The sequence below is a fragment of the Pandoraea terrigena genome (genome assembly GCF_902459705.1).
Taxonomy (GTDB): Bacteria; Pseudomonadota; Gammaproteobacteria; order Burkholderiales; family Burkholderiaceae; genus Pandoraea; species Pandoraea terrigena.
In genome coordinates this window covers 40,729-58,957 of record NZ_CABPRU010000001.1, presented here as the reverse complement: position 1 = coordinate 58,957, position 18,229 = coordinate 40,729, and the positions used below count along the sequence as shown (strand labels likewise).

Here is an 18,229-nt window from a genome sequence, read left to right as displayed (position 1 = left end):
GCTTTCAAAAATGAGCGTCGCTCGATACCATGAGACCCAATTCCGATCACGACTGTCTTTTATCCGTGTCAGCAGTGTCTGCCTGGGCGAAATCGCCCGTCGTTGTGTGGGTGCGGCGTCAGTTCGCCCCGAACACCCTGCAAATCACGTTGCTGCTGGCCGGCATCGTCGGTCTGCTGGGGGCGTTGGCCACCGTGGCGTTTCGCGAAGCGCTCTCGGGACTGCAATTTCTCCTTGCCGGACACCGCAGCGGCATGGTCGAGCTGGCGCAGGGCCTCAACTGGTGGCAGCGCCTGCTGTTGCCGACCACCGGCGGCCTGATCGCCGGGTTGATCCTGCAATTCGCCACGTTGTGGGTGCCCAAAAAGGGCTCCGACGACTACATGGAAGCCATTGCCATCGGCACCGGCGTGCTGAGCCTGCGCCAGACCCTCGTCAAAAGCCTGTCGTCGCTGTGCTCGGTGGCCTCGGGCGCGTCGATCGGCCGGGAAGGGCCCATGGTGCAACTCGCGGCGATGTTCGCGTCGCTCGTCGGCCGCATGCTCGCGTTCCCGCCAGAGCGATTGCGCCTGCTCGTCGCTTGCGGGGCGACCGCCGGCATCACGTCGGCCTATAACGCGCCGATTGCGGGCGCGCTGTTCATTTCCGAGATCGTCTACGGCTCGATTTCGACCGCGACGCTCGGCCCGCTGGTCGTCGCCTCGGTCATCGCGAATATCGTCATCCGTCAGTTTCTCGGCTACGAAGCGGTCTACCGGATGCCGCGCTTCGACTTCGTGTCCGGCTGGGAAGTCTTTTTCTACGTCGGCCTCGGCATTCTCGCCGGCGTACTCGCGCCCCTGTTCCTGCGTCTGCTCGACACCGCCAAGGAACGCTTCAGTGCGTTGCGCGTGCCGTTGTTCCTGCGCCTGACGCTCGGTGGACTCATCGTAGGCGCGCTGTCGCTGCGGGTCCCGGACGTGTGGGGGAACGGCTATAGCGTGGTCAACTCGATCCTGCACACGCATTGGGCGTGGCAGGCGCTCGCGATGGTGCTGGTGTTCAAGGTGCTGGCGACCGCATCCTCGGCGGGCTCCGGCGCCGTGGGTGGTGTGTTCACGCCGACGCTGTTCGTCGGGGCCGCGCTCGGCAGCCTCTATGGCATTGCGATGAATGCGCTCGCGCCGGCCGCCGCCTCGGTGGCGAGCAGCTACGCCGTGGTCGGCATGGGGGCGTTTCTCGCGGCAACGACCTATGCGCCGCTAATGTCGATTCTGATGATCTTCGAGATGACGCTGAGTTACCAGGTCGTGCTGCCGCTGATGTTGGCGTGCGTGACAGCGTACATCACGGCTCATACGTTACGCGCGGATTCCGTCTATGCGAAATCGCTGCGCCGCAACCAGGCGACGGGCCGTTGGCTGTCGATGACCGGCGAGGGCAGCGAGATGCGCCTGTCGTCGCTGGCGGTGGACAACGACGCCATCGTCAGCGCCGCCGTGGCGCTCGACGCCCTCGGCGAGCGGTTCATCGCCACTGGTTACCGCAACCTCGTGGTGCGCGCCGAGGACGGCCGTCTCCTCGGAACGCTCGACGCCGCGCGCTGGTGGCGGCGGCAGGCCACCGGCAAACCCGCGTTGTGGACGGAGGCAATCACGCCCTGCAAAGCGCTCGATGGCGAGATGACACTGGTCGTCGCGCTGCGCGCCGTCGGCAAGTTGCACGTCGACTGGGTACCCGTGGCCAACAACGCCGGTGAGTGGTTGGGCGTGGTCTCGCTGCCGGAACTCATCGAGATCGTGACCGAAGAGCGGGGCGGCGAATGAAGCGTCGCACAGGTGCCGGTACCATCAAGCCCGCCGAGCCAGCGACCGACGCGGACGGCCGCCCCTATTCGGCAGCCTTCAACGACGCCTATCACTGCACCGACGACGCGCTCGGTCAGGCACGGCACGTCTTTCTGGGCGGCAACGATCTGCCCGGGCGCTGGCGCCGTCGCGACGCGTTCGTCATCGTCGAGACCGGCTTCGGTCTGGGTCTGAATTTCCTCGCGACGTGGGCCGCCTGGCGGGACGATCCGCAACGGCCTGCGCGGCTGCACTTCGTATCGATAGAAAAGTTTCCGTTCCGAGCGCAGGACCTGCGGCAGATGCTCGAACCGATGCTCGTGCAGCCCGGCATGACGGAACTCGCGCCCCTGGTGCAGAAGCTGTGCGAGGTCTGGCCGCCCCCGGTGGCAGGCTGGCACCGGCTGGAGCCGGCGCCCGGTGTGGTCCTGAGCGTCGGTTTCGGCGACTTCTTCGATCTGATGCCATGGCTGCGGGCGGGCGCGGACGCATTCTTTCTCGATGGCTTCGCGCCCGCAAAAAATCCCGACCTGTGGACACCCACAGTCTTCAAGACGCTTGGCCGCCTGGCGCGCGACGGGGCGACCTTGGCGGCCAATATCGCATCCGAAGCGGTACAGCGCGATCTCATCGCAGCGGGTTTCCGGATGAGGCAGCGTGACGGATACGGTGGCGGACAAGATGTGCTGGCAGGCGCTTACGCGCCGCCTTACCGCATGCGGCGCTACGATCCGCCCGCCGCGCCCCCGCAGCGTTCGCGCGAGGCAATCGTCGTTGGCGCAGGAATGGCAGGCGCGGCGATGGTGCGTCGACTGGTGGCTCGCGGCTGGCGCGTGCGCCTCTTTGAACGGGCGCAGGCGCCGGGGACGGCCGCGTCAGGCAACCCGGCGGGCGTCTTCCATCCGCAGCTCTCCGTCGACGACAACGTGTTGTCACGGCTGACGCGCGCGGGCTTCCTGTATGCACTCTCTCGATGGCGAACGCTGCCGGGCGGGCTGCCCGGACACGCCGACGGCTTGCTCCAGGTTGCCATGGACGATGATCAGGCGCACGTCCTGCAGCAACTGATGGCCGCACACGAGTATCCGCAGACATACGCGAGATGGGTCGACGAGGCACAGGCGTCGGCACTTGCGGGCGAAACGCTCGCCCATGGCGGTATCTGGTACCCGGAGGGCGGCTGGCTGGCACCTGCGATGCTGTGCCGGGCTGAATTGGTCGCCGCCGGACCGTTACTGGATGCGCGCTACGGCGTGAACGTGGAACGGCTCGAACGCTGCGATGGCCCCAACGGCCGCTGGGCCGCGATCGACGAGACGGGCCGCGTGCTGGCGCAGGCCGATGCCGTCGTTGTGACGGCAGCCGACATCTCCCAGAAACTGCTCGCGCCGTACCTTGCGCCAGAGTTCGTGCCCGTCAAACGGGTACGTGGACAATTGACGTTCCTGCCGCCCGGCATGTTGACCGACCTGCGCGTGCCGGTTTGCGGCGACGGCTACGTCGCGCCTTCGCCGCCGGGAGGCACGGGGCCGATCACGGGCGCAACGTATGGTTTCGACGACCCGTCGGAGGCGGTGCGCGTCACCGACCATCAGGCCAATTTGCGCCGCCTGGCCGCGCTACTGCCGGCCCACGCGGATGCGCTCGGCGAGACTGGCCTGGCAAGCGAGCACGCCGCCGCCGAGCTGGGTGGCCGCACGGCGTTTCGCTCGATGGTGCCCGACCGATTGCCGATGGCGGGGCAACTGCCCGACAGGTTTGCGCTCGACGCGCATCGGCAACGGTTGGCCGGTGGTCACCTGCGAGATCTGCCGCGTCTGGACGGCCTGTATGCCAGCTTCGCGTTCGGCTCCCGAGGCCTGGTGTTCGCGTCGTTGTGCGCGGAACTGGTGGCCAGTCAGATCGAGGGCGAACCCTGGCCGATCGGGAGCGACCTGGCCGACGCCATCGACCCGGCCCGATACCTGATGCACTGGCTGCGCAAAAGCTGATAGCGCGCGCCCCCTGCCTACCGTCGTTTTCCGAAAGTATTTGGGGATTCAATAATTCGAATCTGACCCTATAGCGGTCGTCACCCGCCCCCATGCGGGGGCGGCGCCCCTTCGGGGCTTGCCCCCGTATCTCCTGGCCAAAGCGCGATATCGCGCCCGCAAACTGCACAGCTCCCAACGTTAGGCAGGACGGTGAAACCGCGTTGCGGCAGGTCAAACCTGCCGCCGTCGAGACGCCCGTTTGGAAGCGTCGGAAACCGAGTGTGGCAAAATGGGGCCAACCCTTCGGGTTCGTCGTGCATTTGTTCTTAATCTGCAACCCCGCGCACGATTTTCTTTACTTTCCACCACTTGATGCGCCGTCAAGCGGCGCAAAGCGAGCATTAATGACGTCGGAACTGTCCCTCTTTCCGGGCTGGCCGCCGACGCCCGATCCCGTTTTCTTCGCAGGGCTGGCATTGGTTTTTGCCGGTCTGGCGGGGGAAATCTGTTTCCGGAGACTGCGCCTGCCGCGCATCACCGGTTACGCCGTGGTCGGGCTGGTTGGCGGCACCTTGGGTCTTTCCTCAATGCTGGACGCACAGACCAGCGCGGCCATCCGGCTGCTGATCGATCTGGCGCTGGGCCTGCTGCTGTTCGAACTGGGCAGCCGCCTGAACCTGAGATGGATGCGGGCCAACCCCTGGATCATCGTCACCAGCGCGCTCGAGGCCTTGCTGACCTTCGTCGCGGTCTATGCCGTGTTGTGGGTTTTCGGCGTGGCGCCGCTGAGCGCGGTGCTGATTGCCTCGATCAGCATGGCGACTTCGCCAGCTGTCGTCATCCAGCTCAAGAATGAATTGCGCGCCGAAGGTCAGGTCACGGAGCGGTTGCTGGCATTGGCAGCGCTCAATAGCGTGTACGCGGTTGTGGCGGTGAAGCTTGTCTATGGATGGATGCACCAGGCGTACCACTCGAGCGTCTGGGTCGTGCTGTTTCATCCTCTGTACCTGCTCATCGGCTCGATCGTGCTGGCGTTCGTGCTGGCCAAGGCCTGCAATCTGATCTTCCGCAAGTTCGGCAGCCAGGACCAGCACGCCTTCGTGATTCTCATTGGCTTGATCATGCTGATGGTCGCGCTGGTGCACATGCTCAAGCTACCCAACTCGCTCACGCTGTTGCTCGCCGGGATCATCTTCCGGAATCTGGATGAGCGCCCGCAGCTTTGGCCCGCGTACTTCGGCACGGCCGGCTGGCTGCTCGCCGTGGTGCTGTTCGTGCTGACGTCGCTGTCGTTCCGGTGGGAATACGTTGTGATCGGGGGCCTGGCCGCAGCGGCAATCATCGTGGTGCGCAGCGTCGCCAAGGTCGTGGGCACGGTCGCCGTCGCCCATCAGGCCGGAATCAGCTACAAGCAGGCCGTCGCGCTCGGGTTGTCGTTGTGCCCGATGGCCAGTCTCGCGTTCGTACTCGTTGCCGACACGTACGACATCTACCCGCAGTTCGATCCGATGCTCAAGGCCGTGGTGATGTCCGCGGTTGTCGTATTGCAACTGGTCGCGCCCCTGGTGGTCTATTGGGCATTGGCCCTTGTCGGTGAGCGGAAGGATTAACCCATGTCATTAGAAGCATTCATTCCCTCGAAGCCATGCACGTTCGGTGTGGAGCTGGAGATGCAGATCGTCAATCGCCACGATTACGACCTGACGAAGGCTGCTGCCGACCTGATGCGGCTCGTGGCCAAGGAGACCCACCCGGGCGAGATCAAGCCGGAAATGACGGAAAGCATGATCGAGCTGTCCACGGACATCTGCCATCGGCATAGCGATGCCGTCACGCAACTGACCCGCGTTCGCGACGTTCTGGTGGCGGCGAGCGCGCAGCTCAACGTCGGCCTGTGCGGCGGTGGCACCCATGCCTTCCAGCGCTGGAGCGAGCGCACGATCTACGATTCGCCGCGCTTTCACTTCCTCTCCGAGCTGTACGGTTATCTCGCCAAGCAATTCACGGTCTTCGGGCAACACGTGCACATTGGCTGCCCGGATCCGGACAGCGCGTTGTATCTGCTGCACGCGATGTCGCGTTATATCCCTCATTTCATCGCGTTGTCCGCGTCGTCACCGTATGTGCAGGGTGTCGACACGGGCTTCCATTCGGCGCGTCTGAACTCGGTGTTCGCCTTCCCGCTCTCGGGCCGGGCGCCGTTCGTGCTCAAGTGGGAAGACTTCGAGACATATTTCGACAAGATGGTGAAAACCGGCGTGGTCGAAAGCATGAAGGATTTCTACTGGGATATTCGGCCGAAACCGGGTTTTGGGACGATCGAAGTACGAGTGATGGATACCCCCCTATCGGTCGGTCGCGCGGCGGCTATCGCCTGTTATATCCAGTCCCTGGCCCGTTATCTGCTCGAGGAGCGTCCGTTTGTACTGAGCGAGGACGACTACCTTGTCTACACGTTCAATCGCTTCGAGGCTTGCCGTTTTGGTCTGGACGGGGCTTACGTCGACCCCCAGACGGGTGAACGCACCACTTTGGGGCAACATATCACGCAGACGTTGGACATCATCAAGCCGCATGCTGCGGCGCTGGAGGCCGAAGCAGCCTGCGAAGAAATCCGCCAGTTGGTCGCCTCTGGCAAGAACGATGCCGTCTGGTTGCGCGATGTCCATGCGGAAGCCAAGTCGCTCAACGAGATGGTTCGGCAGCAATGTTTGCGATGGGCAGCATGACCTGAGGCCTGCGCCAACGGTCCGTCATCGGCGTCGCTTGTGTTTGGACGCAACCGTTCTTATGCGATCGGTGTGAGAAAACCCCGCCTTGGCGGGGTTTTTTCTTGCCCGCTCGGTTTACAGCAGGAGACCGCAGGCGCTGCAGGCGGCACTCGGCAGGAAACGCTTCCGGTCTGTGCCGCTGACGCGGTCAACCGTTCCTCAGGAGGCTAGATCGTGCATCGCGAGCGATGTGTTCCCCACGCTTCAGGCGAAGCGAGTTTTGCCGGTTTCGCGTCGTCCATAGCAAGGTTTTAAGGTTTTAATAGGTTTACTGTATGTATACATAGTAGTAGTTAACAAAGGCAGCCCTTTCCTGTGGATAACCACAGTTAACGCCGTGTAAACAGAAAGTTGCCCGAATGAGAACTGGATGGAAAGACAGCGGGTATCCCAAGAACAACTCTGAACAGTTTTTGACCCTGTGGAAAGATTTGCAAGTTATCCCGAACCCATGCACACCGAGTCCGATAGGTTATCCATAAAGTTATCCACAGGCGCCTAAATATTGAGCAAGACACCCCTCAAAACGGGGTTTTGTGGATAATTTTGACGTTGTTGTTTTGGCCGAACGGTTCGCGGATACAATCTCGCCACTTTGTTCTGTGGCTTACCGTGAAGTGGTGCAAGAAGTGATGATGTTGGTTTTGCTGGTGGTAACGGGCGAGATCGCCGGTACTGTCAAATTCTTCAAATCACGTATCCCGAAGTGCCTTCAAGCGGACACGTCGATTCATTCTTCCCCTCGGTTATTTACGGAACACTGCTTCGTTGATTGACGATCGGCAGTTGTTTTTAGAATGATTTTCGTTCCGTCATACGCTGGCCAGGAAAGCAGGGACAACGGGGGCGCTCGCGAATGACGCCTGCTGGTGCTGAAACGTCTCGAAAATCGAGTGGTTTTTCTGCTAGTTGTTGCGCGGGCTGGCAGCCGTCGAGAGGGATCAATACGGTCTGCGAGCCATGTCTGGCGAGGCTTTGCGCAGACGAGAGGTGATCGTGCGGGGTGCGAGGCGCTTCCCAAAAGCCGCTGGAGCCCGCCCCGCTGGGATCGACCGGGTAATTGGCATGGGATGCGAAATGTTTTTCCCAATATCGCGGTTCGTACGGCGAGTGCGCAGGACACCAATACTTTGTAAACATCCTGAGTAGGATTTGGGAGATCAGTACAAGAACTGATACGCCAAAATCGAACTCAGAACACACAATGGAATCGTGGTGGGGCGGTGGGTTCAACAGCGACTTGCCGTCGCGTATCGACACGGAAGTGGTTCAGGGTTTCCCCCGGGCGGGGCGCCGGCATGAATGGAATGCAATGACGAGACGTGTGATGCACCGCCCGTGAGTTCATTTGACAAGCTGTATTACTGACGTATAGTTTTTAGAAATCCTAACGAAAATCATGGCTACTCCGACCCCACTAGATGAAGCGCTGCCCAAGCGCGTGACAGCAGGCTTGTTGCGTATGGGCACTGCGTTACGGAGCCACGCCTGGGAGGGCGCGGCAATGGCTGGATTGACGCCGACGCAGGGCGAGATTCTGACGCTCTTGCTCTCGCGCGGCGTGCCGATGCGATTGGGCGAGATTGCGGAGGATGCCGCACTCACATCGGCCACGGTCAGCGAGGCCGTGAGCACGTTGGAAAACAAGGGACTGGTCGAGAAGCGGCGCGATGCCAACGACGGTCGTGCCCTGGCGCTGCGTCTGACGGCGCGCGGCAAGACGGCGGCCAGGAAGGCGTCGCAATGGCCTAACTTCCTGACCACGGCGTCTGAATCGCTCGGCGAGAAGGAATGTGCCCAACTCTACCGCACGCTCGTCAAGCTGATCTTCACGATGCAGGAGCGGGGCGACGTACCGCCGCAACGCATGTGCCTGACGTGCAGCCACTTCGAGATGTCGGCGCGCGGCAAAGGCCAGTACCACTGCGATCACTTCAACGCGACATATGACGATTCGCGCCTGCCGCTGGACTGCAATGCGCACGCGGACGCCGACATCGCCATGCAACGCAAGGTTTGGAAGCTGTACAGCAAAACCTGAGTCACCGACCGGCATGCGTCACGCACAAGCGGCGCGCGCGAAGGGGGGAGAACGTCATCCGGTACCGGGTGACGTTTTTTTTTCGTCAACGCTTGTCACGCACATGAGCGCCGCGTGCCTGTACACTGCGCTTTTTTGCATCCACGAAACCTCGTCGCATAGAGATGGCAGCCAAGCGCAGAATCGAAGTCAGGAAGTCCGGCGTCCACGGTAAGGGGGTGTACGCGCTCAAGCGCCTCAAGAAGGGGGATCGCGTGATCGAGTACAAGGGCGAGATCATTTCGTGGCGTGAGGCCTTGCGCCGCCATCCCCATGACCCGGCGCACCCCACGCACACTTTCTATTTCAGTCTGGAAGACGGCCGGTGTATCGACGGCAAAGTCGACGGCAACAACGCGCGCTGGATCAACCACGCCTGCTCGCCCAACTGCGAGGCGCGCGAGGAGGGCGAACACGTCTATATCTACGCCTTGCGCAACATCGACGTCGGCGAAGAGCTGTTCTATGACTACGGTCTGGTGATCGACGCGCGCTACACAGCGAAACTCAAGCGCGAATACGCTTGCCACTGCGGTACTGAGGCGTGCCGTGGCACGCTGCTTGCGCCAAAGCGCTGAGCGCGTCGGGCGTCTCCCGCGGCAGCAAGCGCGCAGAGGCAGGTCAGCTCGAGGCGCGATCGCCTGCGAACTGGTCGATGGCCAGTGCCAGATCGACGTCGCGTTGGGTCAAGCCATCGGCGTCGTGCGTCGAGAGGGTGATATCGACCCGGTTGTAGACGTTGAACCACTCCGGATGATGGTTCGTCTTTTCGGCCTTGAGCGCGACCTGGGCCATGAAGCCAAAGGCCTCGTTGAAGTCGTGAAACGTGAAGCTGCGCTGGATGGCGTCGCGTCCGACCACCTGGTGCCACTCGGGCAGCACTTCGGTCAGGCTGGCGCGTGCCTCGGAGGAGAGTCGTGTTGTCATGGCATTCCTTTCAAAGCGTTCAGTGCAAATCGGGCCAATGGGCATGCACCAACGCCGGCATGGCGCCAGTGATGGCTGCGTATGGTGTCAGGATGGTTGTCGGCCGGGCCGGACGCAGCGCCCATGAAACGGCGGGGTTGCCGGTTCATGCGACCTATTGTTTCACAGGCGGGCGCCACGTGTGCGTGAGCCCCGTCCTATATCGCGAAGGGCGAGAGAAATAAGACGGGTGCTCAAGGCGTATCGGACGGCCGGTCGCCACGTGGCCCGCAGCAAGCCGGGCCGCGCCATCATGCCGGCAACAGGATGGGCGTGTCGTTGGGGTGACAGGCGTTGGCCTCGAATGCCGGCTGCTCGGCAAACCGCTTGAACAGCGCGGGCAGATCGGCGCGCATGGCGTTGAACAGTTGGGCGAAGTCGTCGATCACGAAGTACGTCTGCTGGAAGGTGTCAATGCGATATTGCGTGCGCAGCACCCGCTCAAGCGAAAATCCGACGCGATTCGGCTCGGGCGAGGCCAGCGAGAATTCGGTTTCACCGCGACTCGAGACGATGCCGGCGCCATAGATGCGCAGCCCGTCGCCATCGCGCATCAAACCGAATTCGACCGTGTACCAGTACAGACGCGCCAGCAATGGCAGCGCCCCGAGCGATTGCGCGACCTTGCCGGCGTTGCCGTAGGCCTGCATGAAGTCAGCGAATACTGGATTCGCGAGCAGCGGCACATGACCGAAAACGTCGTGAAAGCAGTCGGGCTCCTGCAGGTAGTCGAGCTGATCGGGACGGCGCATCCACCAGGTAGCCGGGAAGCGGCGGTTGGCGAGATGGTTGAAGAATACGTCGTCCGGCACGAGGCCGGGCACGGCAACGACTTGCCAGCCGGTCGCGGCCATCAGTTTTTCGTTCAGGCGTTCGAACTCCGGCACGCGGCGCGCGTCCATGTCGAGGGCGCGAATGCCGTCCATGAAGGCATCGCAGACGCGGCCCGGCAGCATTGCCGTCTGACGTTCGTAGAGTTGCTGCCACACCGCATGATCGACCGCGCCGTATTGATCGACAGGTTGTTCGATGGTGAAGTCGGGCCGGGTCGTGAGACCGGCGTCGAATTGCTCTCGGAGCATGGCAGTAAGGGACATGATGCGAACGACTCAATCAAGCGTGGACAATGATTGAAAGTGTAGTGCGCATGGCGTGCGAAATGGGCGCATAATGCGCCTGTGGTGAAAGTCGTTTGCATAAATTTCGCATAAAAATGTGATTTATTGCGGAGAATCGTCATGCTTGTTCTGGATCACTTCGATTTGGCCCTTCTGGACGCGTTGCAGAAGGAAGGACGTGCCACGCATCACCAGTTGGCGGAGCACGTGGCGCTCTCTGCGTCGCAGATCGGCCGCCGCTTGCAGCGGCTCGAGACCGAAGGGGTTATCGAGGGATATCGCGTGGTGCTGCGTCCCGAGGCGTTGGGCCTGGCGGTGACGGCATTCACGACGCTGCGCCTGCAACATCATGGTGATCAGGTCATCGAGCGTTTTCAGGCGGAGATCAATCTGTTGCCAGAAGTGCTCGAATGCCACGCGGTGGTCGGCGAAGCCGATTACCTCCTGCGTATCGTGGTGCCCGATCTGAATGCCCTGTCGTCCTTCGTCATGAAGCGACTGATGCAGGTGCCGGGCGTGGAGAATGTGCGCTCGAACATCGTGCTGAGCGCTTTCAAGCGCAGCAATGCGCTCCCGCTGCACTATCTGACTAAACGGGACGCACCGCGCTGAGCGGGGGCGCCATGGCGCCTCGCCCGGTGGCATGGCCGCATTCCATTTGACGGATTCCGCGGCAACTTTCTGCGCGATGGCGTTAGGCGTCCGACTGTCCGATTGACGGCTACGACGACAAGCCGATGTCGATGCCGTGCACGAGCATCAGTCGGCGGGCATCAGCCAGGGCTTCACGTAGCGCCCGTAGATCAGCGACTCGATGAGCGCCACGGTGGAGCCGATCAGCACTTCAATCACCCGCAGCACGGCAAGACTGAGTTCTTCGTGCAGCCCTTTCCCTTGTCCGCTCAACGCCGCTGACATCAGGATCACGACCGTGGCCGGGCCGAGACGCCAGTTGGCCGGATAGTTCTGCACCACCATCGCGGCCAGGGTGGTCAGCGTGATGCCCACAAGCATGGCCGCGAGCCCCGGTCCGATGACGAGCAAGACGATACAGGCGACGACGGCGCCGGTCATCGTGTTGATCGTGCGCGCTTTGAAGTTGCTGCGTGCCTGCAACGGGTCCGGTTCGGTCACGATGATGAGTGAAATCATCGCCCAGTAAGGCTCTGGAAAGCCTGCGGCGCGAAGGCCGAACCAGACGATCAGCGAGCCGCTGAGAATCTTCACCAGATAGACCAGTGCGTTCTTCTTTGGATGGAGAAAGGCGAGGGACATGAGACGCTAACGTCTTGAACACGGAATGGCGTCAGTGTGACATAGGCGGCCACCGGAACCCAACCCAGATGATTCCGACTCAGCCGCACGGCGAATCCTAAATGATGCTTCCTGCCGTGCATCCGAAGGGAATCGGTTCGAAATGCCAAACACCGCGGGTTAGAATCGCCTGAACTGAACTCGGGAGGAGACCGGCATGCTTAGCCGAACGCAACGCGTGTTTCCGGCCGCGCCGTTGGTGTGGGCGGTGCTGTGTCTTGGCGGGTTGGCCGCGTCGCCGGTGCAGGCGGCACGCGTCATGAGTGTCAGTCCGCAGGGAGAGGTTGCGAGCGTAGACCAGGTGGTGGTCAAGTTCGACGAAGCGATGGTTCCTGCGGGCGATCCGCGTGCGCAGGCGCCTGCCATTGTGAAGTGCTCCGACGCGTCGCTTGCCGGCGAGGGGCATTGGCTCGAACCGAAGATCTGGGTCTATGACTTCAAGTCGTCGCTGCCGCCGGGCGCGAAATGTTCTGTCGAGATGCGCAGCGGGTTGTCCGCGGTGTCTGGCACGGCCCTGTCGGGGACCACGCATTACGCATTCAACACGGGCGGCCCGGCCGTCACGTCCATCCGTCCGTCGTACGGTCCCATTGACGAAAACCAGATTTTCATCCTTGCGCTCAATGGTGCGGCGCAGCCCGCCAGTGTGCAGCAGCACGCCTGGTGCGAGACGGAAGGGGTGGGCGAGCGCATCGGCGTCAAGGGAGTCGAAGGCGACACACGTTTGGCATTGCTCAAGCGTTTCCAACTCGATAAGCAGGCGGCGCGCGTTGTCATGCTGCAATGCAACCGCACGCTTGCGGCAGGCGCCAAGATGCACCTGGTGTGGGGGGCGGGTATTACAACGCCGTCGGGCGTGCCCACGAAGCAGGCGCGACGTTTTGAATACGAGGTACGTGAACCGTTTACGGCCAGCTTCAGTTGTGAGCGCGAGAATGCGAACGCGCCGTGTACGCCGCTGCGCCCACTGCGTCTGACGTTCAACTCGCCGGTCGCGCGCGATATGGCCGCCAAGATTCGCCTGCATGGTGCGGGGGCCGAACGGTCGCCGAAATTCAGCGATTCGGACCGTACGTCCAGTGTGAGCGATGTCACGTTCGACGCGCCGTTCCCCGAGAGGGCCGAGCTGACGATTTCGCTGCCGAAAGGATTTACGGACGACAGTGGCCGAGCGCTCGACAACGCTGGCGAATTCCCGCTGAAGACGAAGACGGCGACGATGCCGCCGCTCGCCAAGTTCGCGGCCGCGCCGTTCGGCATCGTGGAGCGTTTTGCCGAGCCCGGCATGCCGCCGATGCTGCCGGTCACGCTGCGCAAGGTCGAGCCTGCGCTGCAAATCAACGGGTTGGGGGTGGCAGGTGAGGCCGCCAGGACCGGCGAGCGTGGACGTACCCTGCAACTGCGGGTCGACGACGACGCTGAGGTCATGAACTGGATGTCGCGCGTGCGTCGCTTCGACGAAACGACGATGACGCGCAAGCAGATTGCGCAGGAGATGCCGTCGATCCTGACGGCCCCGGCGGCGAACGCGGCGTTTGGGCCGAATGCGGCGGTGATCGTCGAGGGCAAGGTCACGCGTTATGACACGCGCAGCCTGTCATTGTTGTCAGGATGGCCGGGCGTCCAGGCGTTGACCCTGCCCGTGCCCAAGGAGAAGGATCCGCGCCCGTTCGAAGTGGTCGGCATTCCGTTCCAGAAGCCCGGCTTCTATGTCGTGGAGTTGGCCTCGCCGTCGCTCGGAGCGGCGCTGCTGGGCAAGTCGTTGCCGATGTACGTGCGCACGACGGTGCTCGTCACCAATCTCGGTGTGCATTTCAAGATGGGGCGGGAGAACGCCGTCGCATGGGTGACGACGCTGGACAAAGGCCAGCCGGTGGCCAATGCGAAAGTGAGGGTGCTCGATTGCGACGGCAGCGAAGTGGCGAGTGCGGTGACCGACAAGACCGGCGTGGCGAAGATCGACAAGTCGCTCGAGCGATACCGGTACTGCGAGAAGACGATGCGCTCGGGGTACTTCGTGGTCGCTCGCACGCAGGGGAACGATCCCGACATGGCGTTCGTGTCGTCGACGTGGGATCGCGGCATCGAGCCTTGGCGTTTCCATGTGCCGACCGACGGTGGCAGCAGCCCGACGGTACGCGCGCAAACGGTGTTCGACCGGGTGCTGTTCCGCGTCGGCGAGACAGTGTCGATGAAGCACTTCATTCGTCAGGAATCGATGCAGGGGCTGGTGTTGCCCGCGAGCCTGCCATCGCAGTTGACGATCACGCATGAGGGTTCCGGGCAAACCTATACGCAGCCCATCAAGTGGCGCAACGGACGGCTGGCCGAAAACACGTTCCAGATTCCGCAGGGCGCGAAGCTTGGCGAGTATGCGGTGACGCTCGACTATACGGATACGGATTCGCGTCCGAAGTCGTATCCATCGTCGTTGGACGCAGGGCACTTCCGCGTGGCGGCTTTCCGTTTGCCGGTGCTGGCCGGATCGATCGGCGTGCGCGATGCCGCGAAGTCGCCGCTGATCAACAAGACCGAAGCCCCGGTGAATGTGCAGGTGAACTACGTGGCGGGCGGTCCGGCGGGCAACTTGCCGGTGCGTGTTTCGGCGCTGTTGCGCGTGCGCGATATGACGTTCGATGGGTACGACGATTTCAGCTTCACGCCGTACCGCCCGCCGTCGGCGCAGTCGGCGGGCGATGACGAGGATCAGGGCAATGACGAGAGTGCGGCCGCGAACGACCAGAAGCTGGTGGCCGACAAGCAACGGCTTGTGCTCGACCGCAACGGCGCAGGCAATCTGACGCTCAAGGACTTGCCCAAGGTCGACCGTCCGAGCGATCTGGTGCTCGAGGCGAGCTTTGCGGACCCGAACGGCGAGATTCAGACGCTTCGCGGCAATGCAACGCTGTGGCCCGCGAATCTGATTACCGGCGTGCGCAGCGAAAGCTGGGTGTCGGTGACCCACAAGCTTCCGGTCAAGGCACTCGCGCTCGATCTGCAGGGCAAGCCGAAGGTCGGGGTAGCGATGGACGTGCGCGCCGAGGCGCGGATGACCACCAGTAGCCGCAAGCGCATGGTGGGTGGGTTCTATGCCTATGACAACCGCACCGAGGTCAAGGATCTCGGTACCGTGTGCAGCGGCAAGACGGACGAACATGGGCTGCTCGCGTGCGATGTCTCGCTCTCTCAGCCGGGCGAAATTACGCTCGTGGCGCAGGCCAAGGACGACAAAGGCAATCTGAGTACGTCGACGACCAGCGTGTGGGTGACGGGACGCGGCGAGGTCTGGTTTGGCGGCGACAACACCGACCGCATGGACGTGCTACCGGAGCGTCGGGCCTACGAGCCTGGCGAGACGGCCAAGCTCCAGGTGCGCATGCCGTTCCGCTCGGCGACGGCGCTCGTGGCGATCGAGCGCGAGGGTGTGATGCAGACGCGCACGATAGAGATCTCGGGCAAGGATCCGAGCATTTCGCTCAAGGTCGATCCCACCTGGGGGCCCAACGTTTACGTGTCGGTGCTCGCGGTGCGAGGTCGAATTCACGAGGTGCCCTGGTACTCGTTCTTCCAGTGGGGCTGGAAACAGCCCCTGGAGTGGTTCCGGGCCTTTTGGTACGAAGGCCGGGAGTATCAGGCCCCGACAGGACTGGTGGATCTGGGCAAACCGGCCTATCGCTTCGGGTTGGCCGAGTTGCGGGTAGGCACGGCGGCACAGCGTCTGGGCGTGGAGTTGAAGCCGGACGCGACGACGTACCCGGTGCGCGGTCATGCCAAGGTGCGCATCAAGGTCACGCAGCCGGACGGCAAGCCGGTCGCGGCAGGCACCGAGGTTGCCGTTGCGGCTGTCGACGAGGCGTTGCTCGAACTGGCGCCGAACACCAGTTGGAATCTGCTGGATGCCATGTGGCAGCGTCGCAGCTACAGCGTGACGACGGCCACCGCACAGATGGAGATCATCGGACGCCGGCACTATGGTCGCAAGGCGGTGCCGGCCGGCGGCGGCGGTGGCAAGAGCCCGACGCGCGAGCTGTTCGACACGTTGCTGCTCTGGCAACCGCGCGTCGTGCTCGACGACAAAGGCGAGGCGAGCGTGGACGTGCCGCTCAACGACGCCCTGTCCAGCTTCCGCATCGTGGCGGTGGCCGATGACGGCCGGCCCGGTGCGCAGGCGCTTGGCTGGTTCGGCACCGGGGCCGCGACCATACGCACCACGCAGGATCTGCAACTGATCTCGGGATTGCCGCCGCTGGTGCGCGAGGGCGACACCTATCGCGCTCAGTTCACCGTGCGCAACACGACGCAACATGCCATGCAGGTGCAGTTGACCGCGCGAGCCACGCAACTGACGCTGGCACCGCAACGGGTTGACGTACCGGCCGGCGAATCGCGTGAAGTGGCGTGGGACGTGACGGCGCCTGCCGGACTGGCGGACACGCGTGCGCAACGCGTGTTGTGGGAGGTCACGGCACAGGTGCCGGCAACGAGCGCGGCGCCCGCCGCGAGCGACGCGATCAAGGTCGGGCAGGACATCCGGCCGTCGTTGCCTGCGAGCGTCCAGCAGTCGGTGCTCACGCAGGTCGAAGGCAGCCTGACGCTGCCCATGTCACCCCCAGCTGGCGCCGTGACGGACAGCACCGGCAAGTTGCGCGGCGGGGTTCGCATCAGCCTGCAACCGCGTCTGTCTCAGGGACTGCCGGGGGTGAAGCGCTGGTTCGAGGTCTATCCGTATGGCTGTCTCGAGCAACTGGCATCGAAGGCGCTCGGTATGCGCGACGTTGCGCAGTGGAAGCGGGTGATGGGCACGCTGCCGTCGTATCTCGATGACGACGGGCTGGCGAGCTACTTCCCACCGCAAGAGGGCTTTGCCAATCAGGGCAGCGATACGCTCACCGCCTATCTGCTGGCTGTGAGCAGCGAAGCGAAGACCCTCGACGCCGGCTATGTTCTGCCGGACGACGCGCTGGCGCGTATGGAGGACGGCCTGACGGCGTTCGTGGAAGGCCGTCTTACGCGCCGCTTCTGGGCGCCGCGTGACGACCTGACGTTGCGCAAGCTGAGCGCCATCGAAGCGTTGTCCCGGTACGGCCGAGCAAACGCACGGATGCTGAGTTCGCTCACCGGCGCGCCGAACGATTGGCCGACGTCGGCGGTCATCGACTGGTACGCGGTCCTGCAGCGGTTGCCCGACGCGCCACAACGTGCCGAGCGCATGGCACAAGCCGAGCAGATCCTGCGTGCGCGTCTGTCGTATCAGGGCACGCGTGTGGGGTTCTCGACGCAGGCGAGCGACGGGCTCTGGTGGCTGATGGTCGGCCCCGAGACCAACGCGGCGCGGCTGGCGTTGCTGATGAATGCCAACCCGGCGTGGAAGGACGAGATGCCGCGTCTCGTGATCGGCCTGCTGGGGCTGCAATCGCGTGGCGCGTGGTCGACGACCACGGCGAACGTCTGGGGGGGCCTGGCCGTGGATCGATTCTCGGCGCGATTCGAGCGCGACACGCCAACGGGGCAAACGGCCATCCAGTGGCAGCGAGACAATCAAACGAGCGGTAGTGTGCAAACCGTCGACTGGGACAAGCTCAAGGCGGGCACCGTACCGCCGGTTGTCGCACTGCCGTGGTTGAGCAACGCCGCGGCCGGGAAGGACCGGGCGCGCGATGTGTTGCGTCTGGATGAGTCGGGAGCCGGCAAGCCGTGGGCAACAATTCAGAGCCTGGCCGCCGTGCCGCTCAAGGCGCCGTTCTCCGCCGGCTATCGCGTGACGCGCAGCGTTCAGGTGCAGGATGCGGCGGATCGCTCGGGCGAGGCCTTCGTGCGCGGTGCGGTGTTGCGTGTGCGTCTCGATATCGACGCGCAGGCCGACATGCGCTGGGTCGTGGTGAACGATCCGCTGCCGGGCGGGGCCACGGTGCTGGGCGGTGGGCTTGGACGTGATTCGATCATTGCCACGCAGGGCGAGAAGCGCGAAGGCGCCATGCCGGCCTTCGAGGAACGCGCGCAGGACGCCTACCGTGCGTACTTCGATTACCTGCCAAAGGGGCAGCACCGGATCGAGTACACAGTGCGCCTGAACAATGTCGGCAAGTTCGCGACCCCGCCAACGCGCGTCGAAGCGATGTACGAACCGGCCATGTACGGCGAGACGCCCAACCCGCCGGTGCAAGTGGTGCCGGCGAAGTAA

The 18,229-nt window shown here is 63.3% G+C and carries 11 protein-coding genes; 8 read left to right on the top strand and 3 right to left on the bottom strand.

Features of this window, described 5'->3' with window-relative positions:
- Window positions 1-29 precede the first annotated feature (29 nt).
- The 6 genes from PTE31013_RS00210 to PTE31013_RS00185 all read left to right on the top strand — a co-directional run bounded on the left by PTE31013_RS00210 (window position 30) and on the right by PTE31013_RS00185 (window position 9,228).
- The gene (locus tag PTE31013_RS00210) at window positions 30-1,805 is read left to right on the top strand and encodes a ClcB-like voltage-gated chloride channel protein (protein WP_425495519.1); all 1,776 of its coding nucleotides are present in this window, start codon (window positions 30-32) and stop codon (window positions 1,803-1,805) included.
- The gene (gene mnmC / locus PTE31013_RS00205; RefSeq protein WP_150610836.1) at window positions 1,802-3,817 is read left to right on the top strand and encodes a bifunctional tRNA (5-methylaminomethyl-2-thiouridine)(34)-methyltransferase MnmC2/FAD-dependent 5-carboxymethylaminomethyl-2-thiouridine(34) oxidoreductase MnmC1; all 2,016 of its coding nucleotides are present in this window, start codon (window positions 1,802-1,804) and stop codon (window positions 3,815-3,817) included. Before PTE31013_RS00210 ends, mnmC begins: the two co-directional genes overlap by 4 nt.
- A gap of 386 nt (window positions 3,818-4,203) precedes the next feature.
- Window positions 4,204-5,409 carry a cation:proton antiporter gene (locus PTE31013_RS00200; RefSeq protein WP_150610835.1) on the top strand — a complete coding sequence of 402 codons (1,206 nt, stop codon included), beginning with the start codon at window positions 4,204-4,206 and terminating at the stop codon, window positions 5,407-5,409.
- Window positions 5,410-5,412: 3 nt separating this feature from the next.
- Window positions 5,413-6,528, top strand: a complete 1,116-nt coding sequence (locus PTE31013_RS00195; protein WP_150610834.1) for a YbdK family carboxylate-amine ligase — start codon at window positions 5,413-5,415, stop codon at window positions 6,526-6,528.
- Between the two features lie 1,441 nt (window positions 6,529-7,969).
- The gene (locus PTE31013_RS00190; RefSeq protein WP_174978379.1) at window positions 7,970-8,611 is read left to right on the top strand and encodes a MarR family winged helix-turn-helix transcriptional regulator; all 642 of its coding nucleotides are present in this window, start codon (window positions 7,970-7,972) and stop codon (window positions 8,609-8,611) included.
- Window positions 8,612-8,775: 164 nt separating this feature from the next.
- The gene (locus PTE31013_RS00185) at window positions 8,776-9,228 is read left to right on the top strand and encodes an SET domain-containing protein (RefSeq protein ID WP_150610833.1); all 453 of its coding nucleotides are present in this window, start codon (window positions 8,776-8,778) and stop codon (window positions 9,226-9,228) included.
- A gap of 43 nt (window positions 9,229-9,271) precedes the next feature.
- Here the strand turns inward: PTE31013_RS00185 and PTE31013_RS00180 are convergent, their stop codons facing one another.
- Complete coding sequence (locus PTE31013_RS00180; protein ID WP_150610832.1) at window positions 9,272-9,577, bottom strand: 4a-hydroxytetrahydrobiopterin dehydratase; 306 nt, start codon at window positions 9,575-9,577, stop codon at window positions 9,272-9,274.
- A gap of 290 nt (window positions 9,578-9,867) precedes the next feature.
- Window positions 9,868-10,713 (bottom strand): phenylalanine 4-monooxygenase, encoded by an 846-nt coding sequence (gene phhA / locus PTE31013_RS00175; RefSeq protein ID WP_150610831.1) that lies wholly within the window; start codon window positions 10,711-10,713, stop codon window positions 9,868-9,870.
- Between the two features lie 141 nt (window positions 10,714-10,854).
- Between phhA and PTE31013_RS00170 the strand changes: the two genes are divergently transcribed.
- A complete protein-coding gene (locus PTE31013_RS00170) occupies window positions 10,855-11,346 on the top strand; it encodes an Lrp/AsnC family transcriptional regulator (RefSeq protein WP_150610830.1) in 492 nt (163 codons plus the stop codon).
- A gap of 147 nt (window positions 11,347-11,493) precedes the next feature.
- On the opposite strand, the gene PTE31013_RS00165 is transcribed toward PTE31013_RS00170, so the two are convergent.
- Window positions 11,494-12,009, bottom strand: coding sequence for an FUSC family protein (locus PTE31013_RS00165; RefSeq protein ID WP_150610829.1), 516 nt, complete (start codon window positions 12,007-12,009; stop codon window positions 11,494-11,496).
- Window positions 12,010-12,205: 196 nt separating this feature from the next.
- Here PTE31013_RS00165 and PTE31013_RS00160 point away from each other — a divergent pair, with 196 nt between their 5' ends.
- Window positions 12,206-18,229: an alpha-2-macroglobulin family protein gene (locus PTE31013_RS00160; protein WP_150610828.1), complete on the top strand. Its 6,024-nt coding sequence runs from the start codon at window positions 12,206-12,208 to the stop codon at window positions 18,227-18,229.

Coding starts and splice junctions, on each gene's coding strand:
- PTE31013_RS00210 (WP_425495519.1), top strand. CDS start 30: ATGAGACCCAATTCCGATCACGACTGTCTTTTATCCGTGTCAGCAGTG.
- mnmC (WP_150610836.1), top strand. CDS start 1,802: ATGAAGCGTCGCACAGGTGCCGGTACCATCAAGCCCGCCGAGCCAGCG.
- PTE31013_RS00200 (WP_150610835.1), top strand. CDS start 4,204: ATGACGTCGGAACTGTCCCTCTTTCCGGGCTGGCCGCCGACGCCCGAT.
- PTE31013_RS00195 (WP_150610834.1), top strand. CDS start 5,413: ATGTCATTAGAAGCATTCATTCCCTCGAAGCCATGCACGTTCGGTGTG.
- PTE31013_RS00190 (WP_174978379.1), top strand. CDS start 7,970: ATGGCTACTCCGACCCCACTAGATGAAGCGCTGCCCAAGCGCGTGACA.
- PTE31013_RS00185 (WP_150610833.1), top strand. CDS start 8,776: ATGGCAGCCAAGCGCAGAATCGAAGTCAGGAAGTCCGGCGTCCACGGT.
- PTE31013_RS00180 (WP_150610832.1), bottom strand. CDS start 9,577: ATGACAACACGACTCTCCTCCGAGGCACGCGCCAGCCTGACCGAAGTG.
- phhA (WP_150610831.1), bottom strand. CDS start 10,713: ATGTCCCTTACTGCCATGCTCCGAGAGCAATTCGACGCCGGTCTCACG.
- PTE31013_RS00170 (WP_150610830.1), top strand. CDS start 10,855: ATGCTTGTTCTGGATCACTTCGATTTGGCCCTTCTGGACGCGTTGCAG.
- PTE31013_RS00165 (WP_150610829.1), bottom strand. CDS start 12,009: ATGTCCCTCGCCTTTCTCCATCCAAAGAAGAACGCACTGGTCTATCTG.
- PTE31013_RS00160 (WP_150610828.1), top strand. CDS start 12,206: ATGCTTAGCCGAACGCAACGCGTGTTTCCGGCCGCGCCGTTGGTGTGG.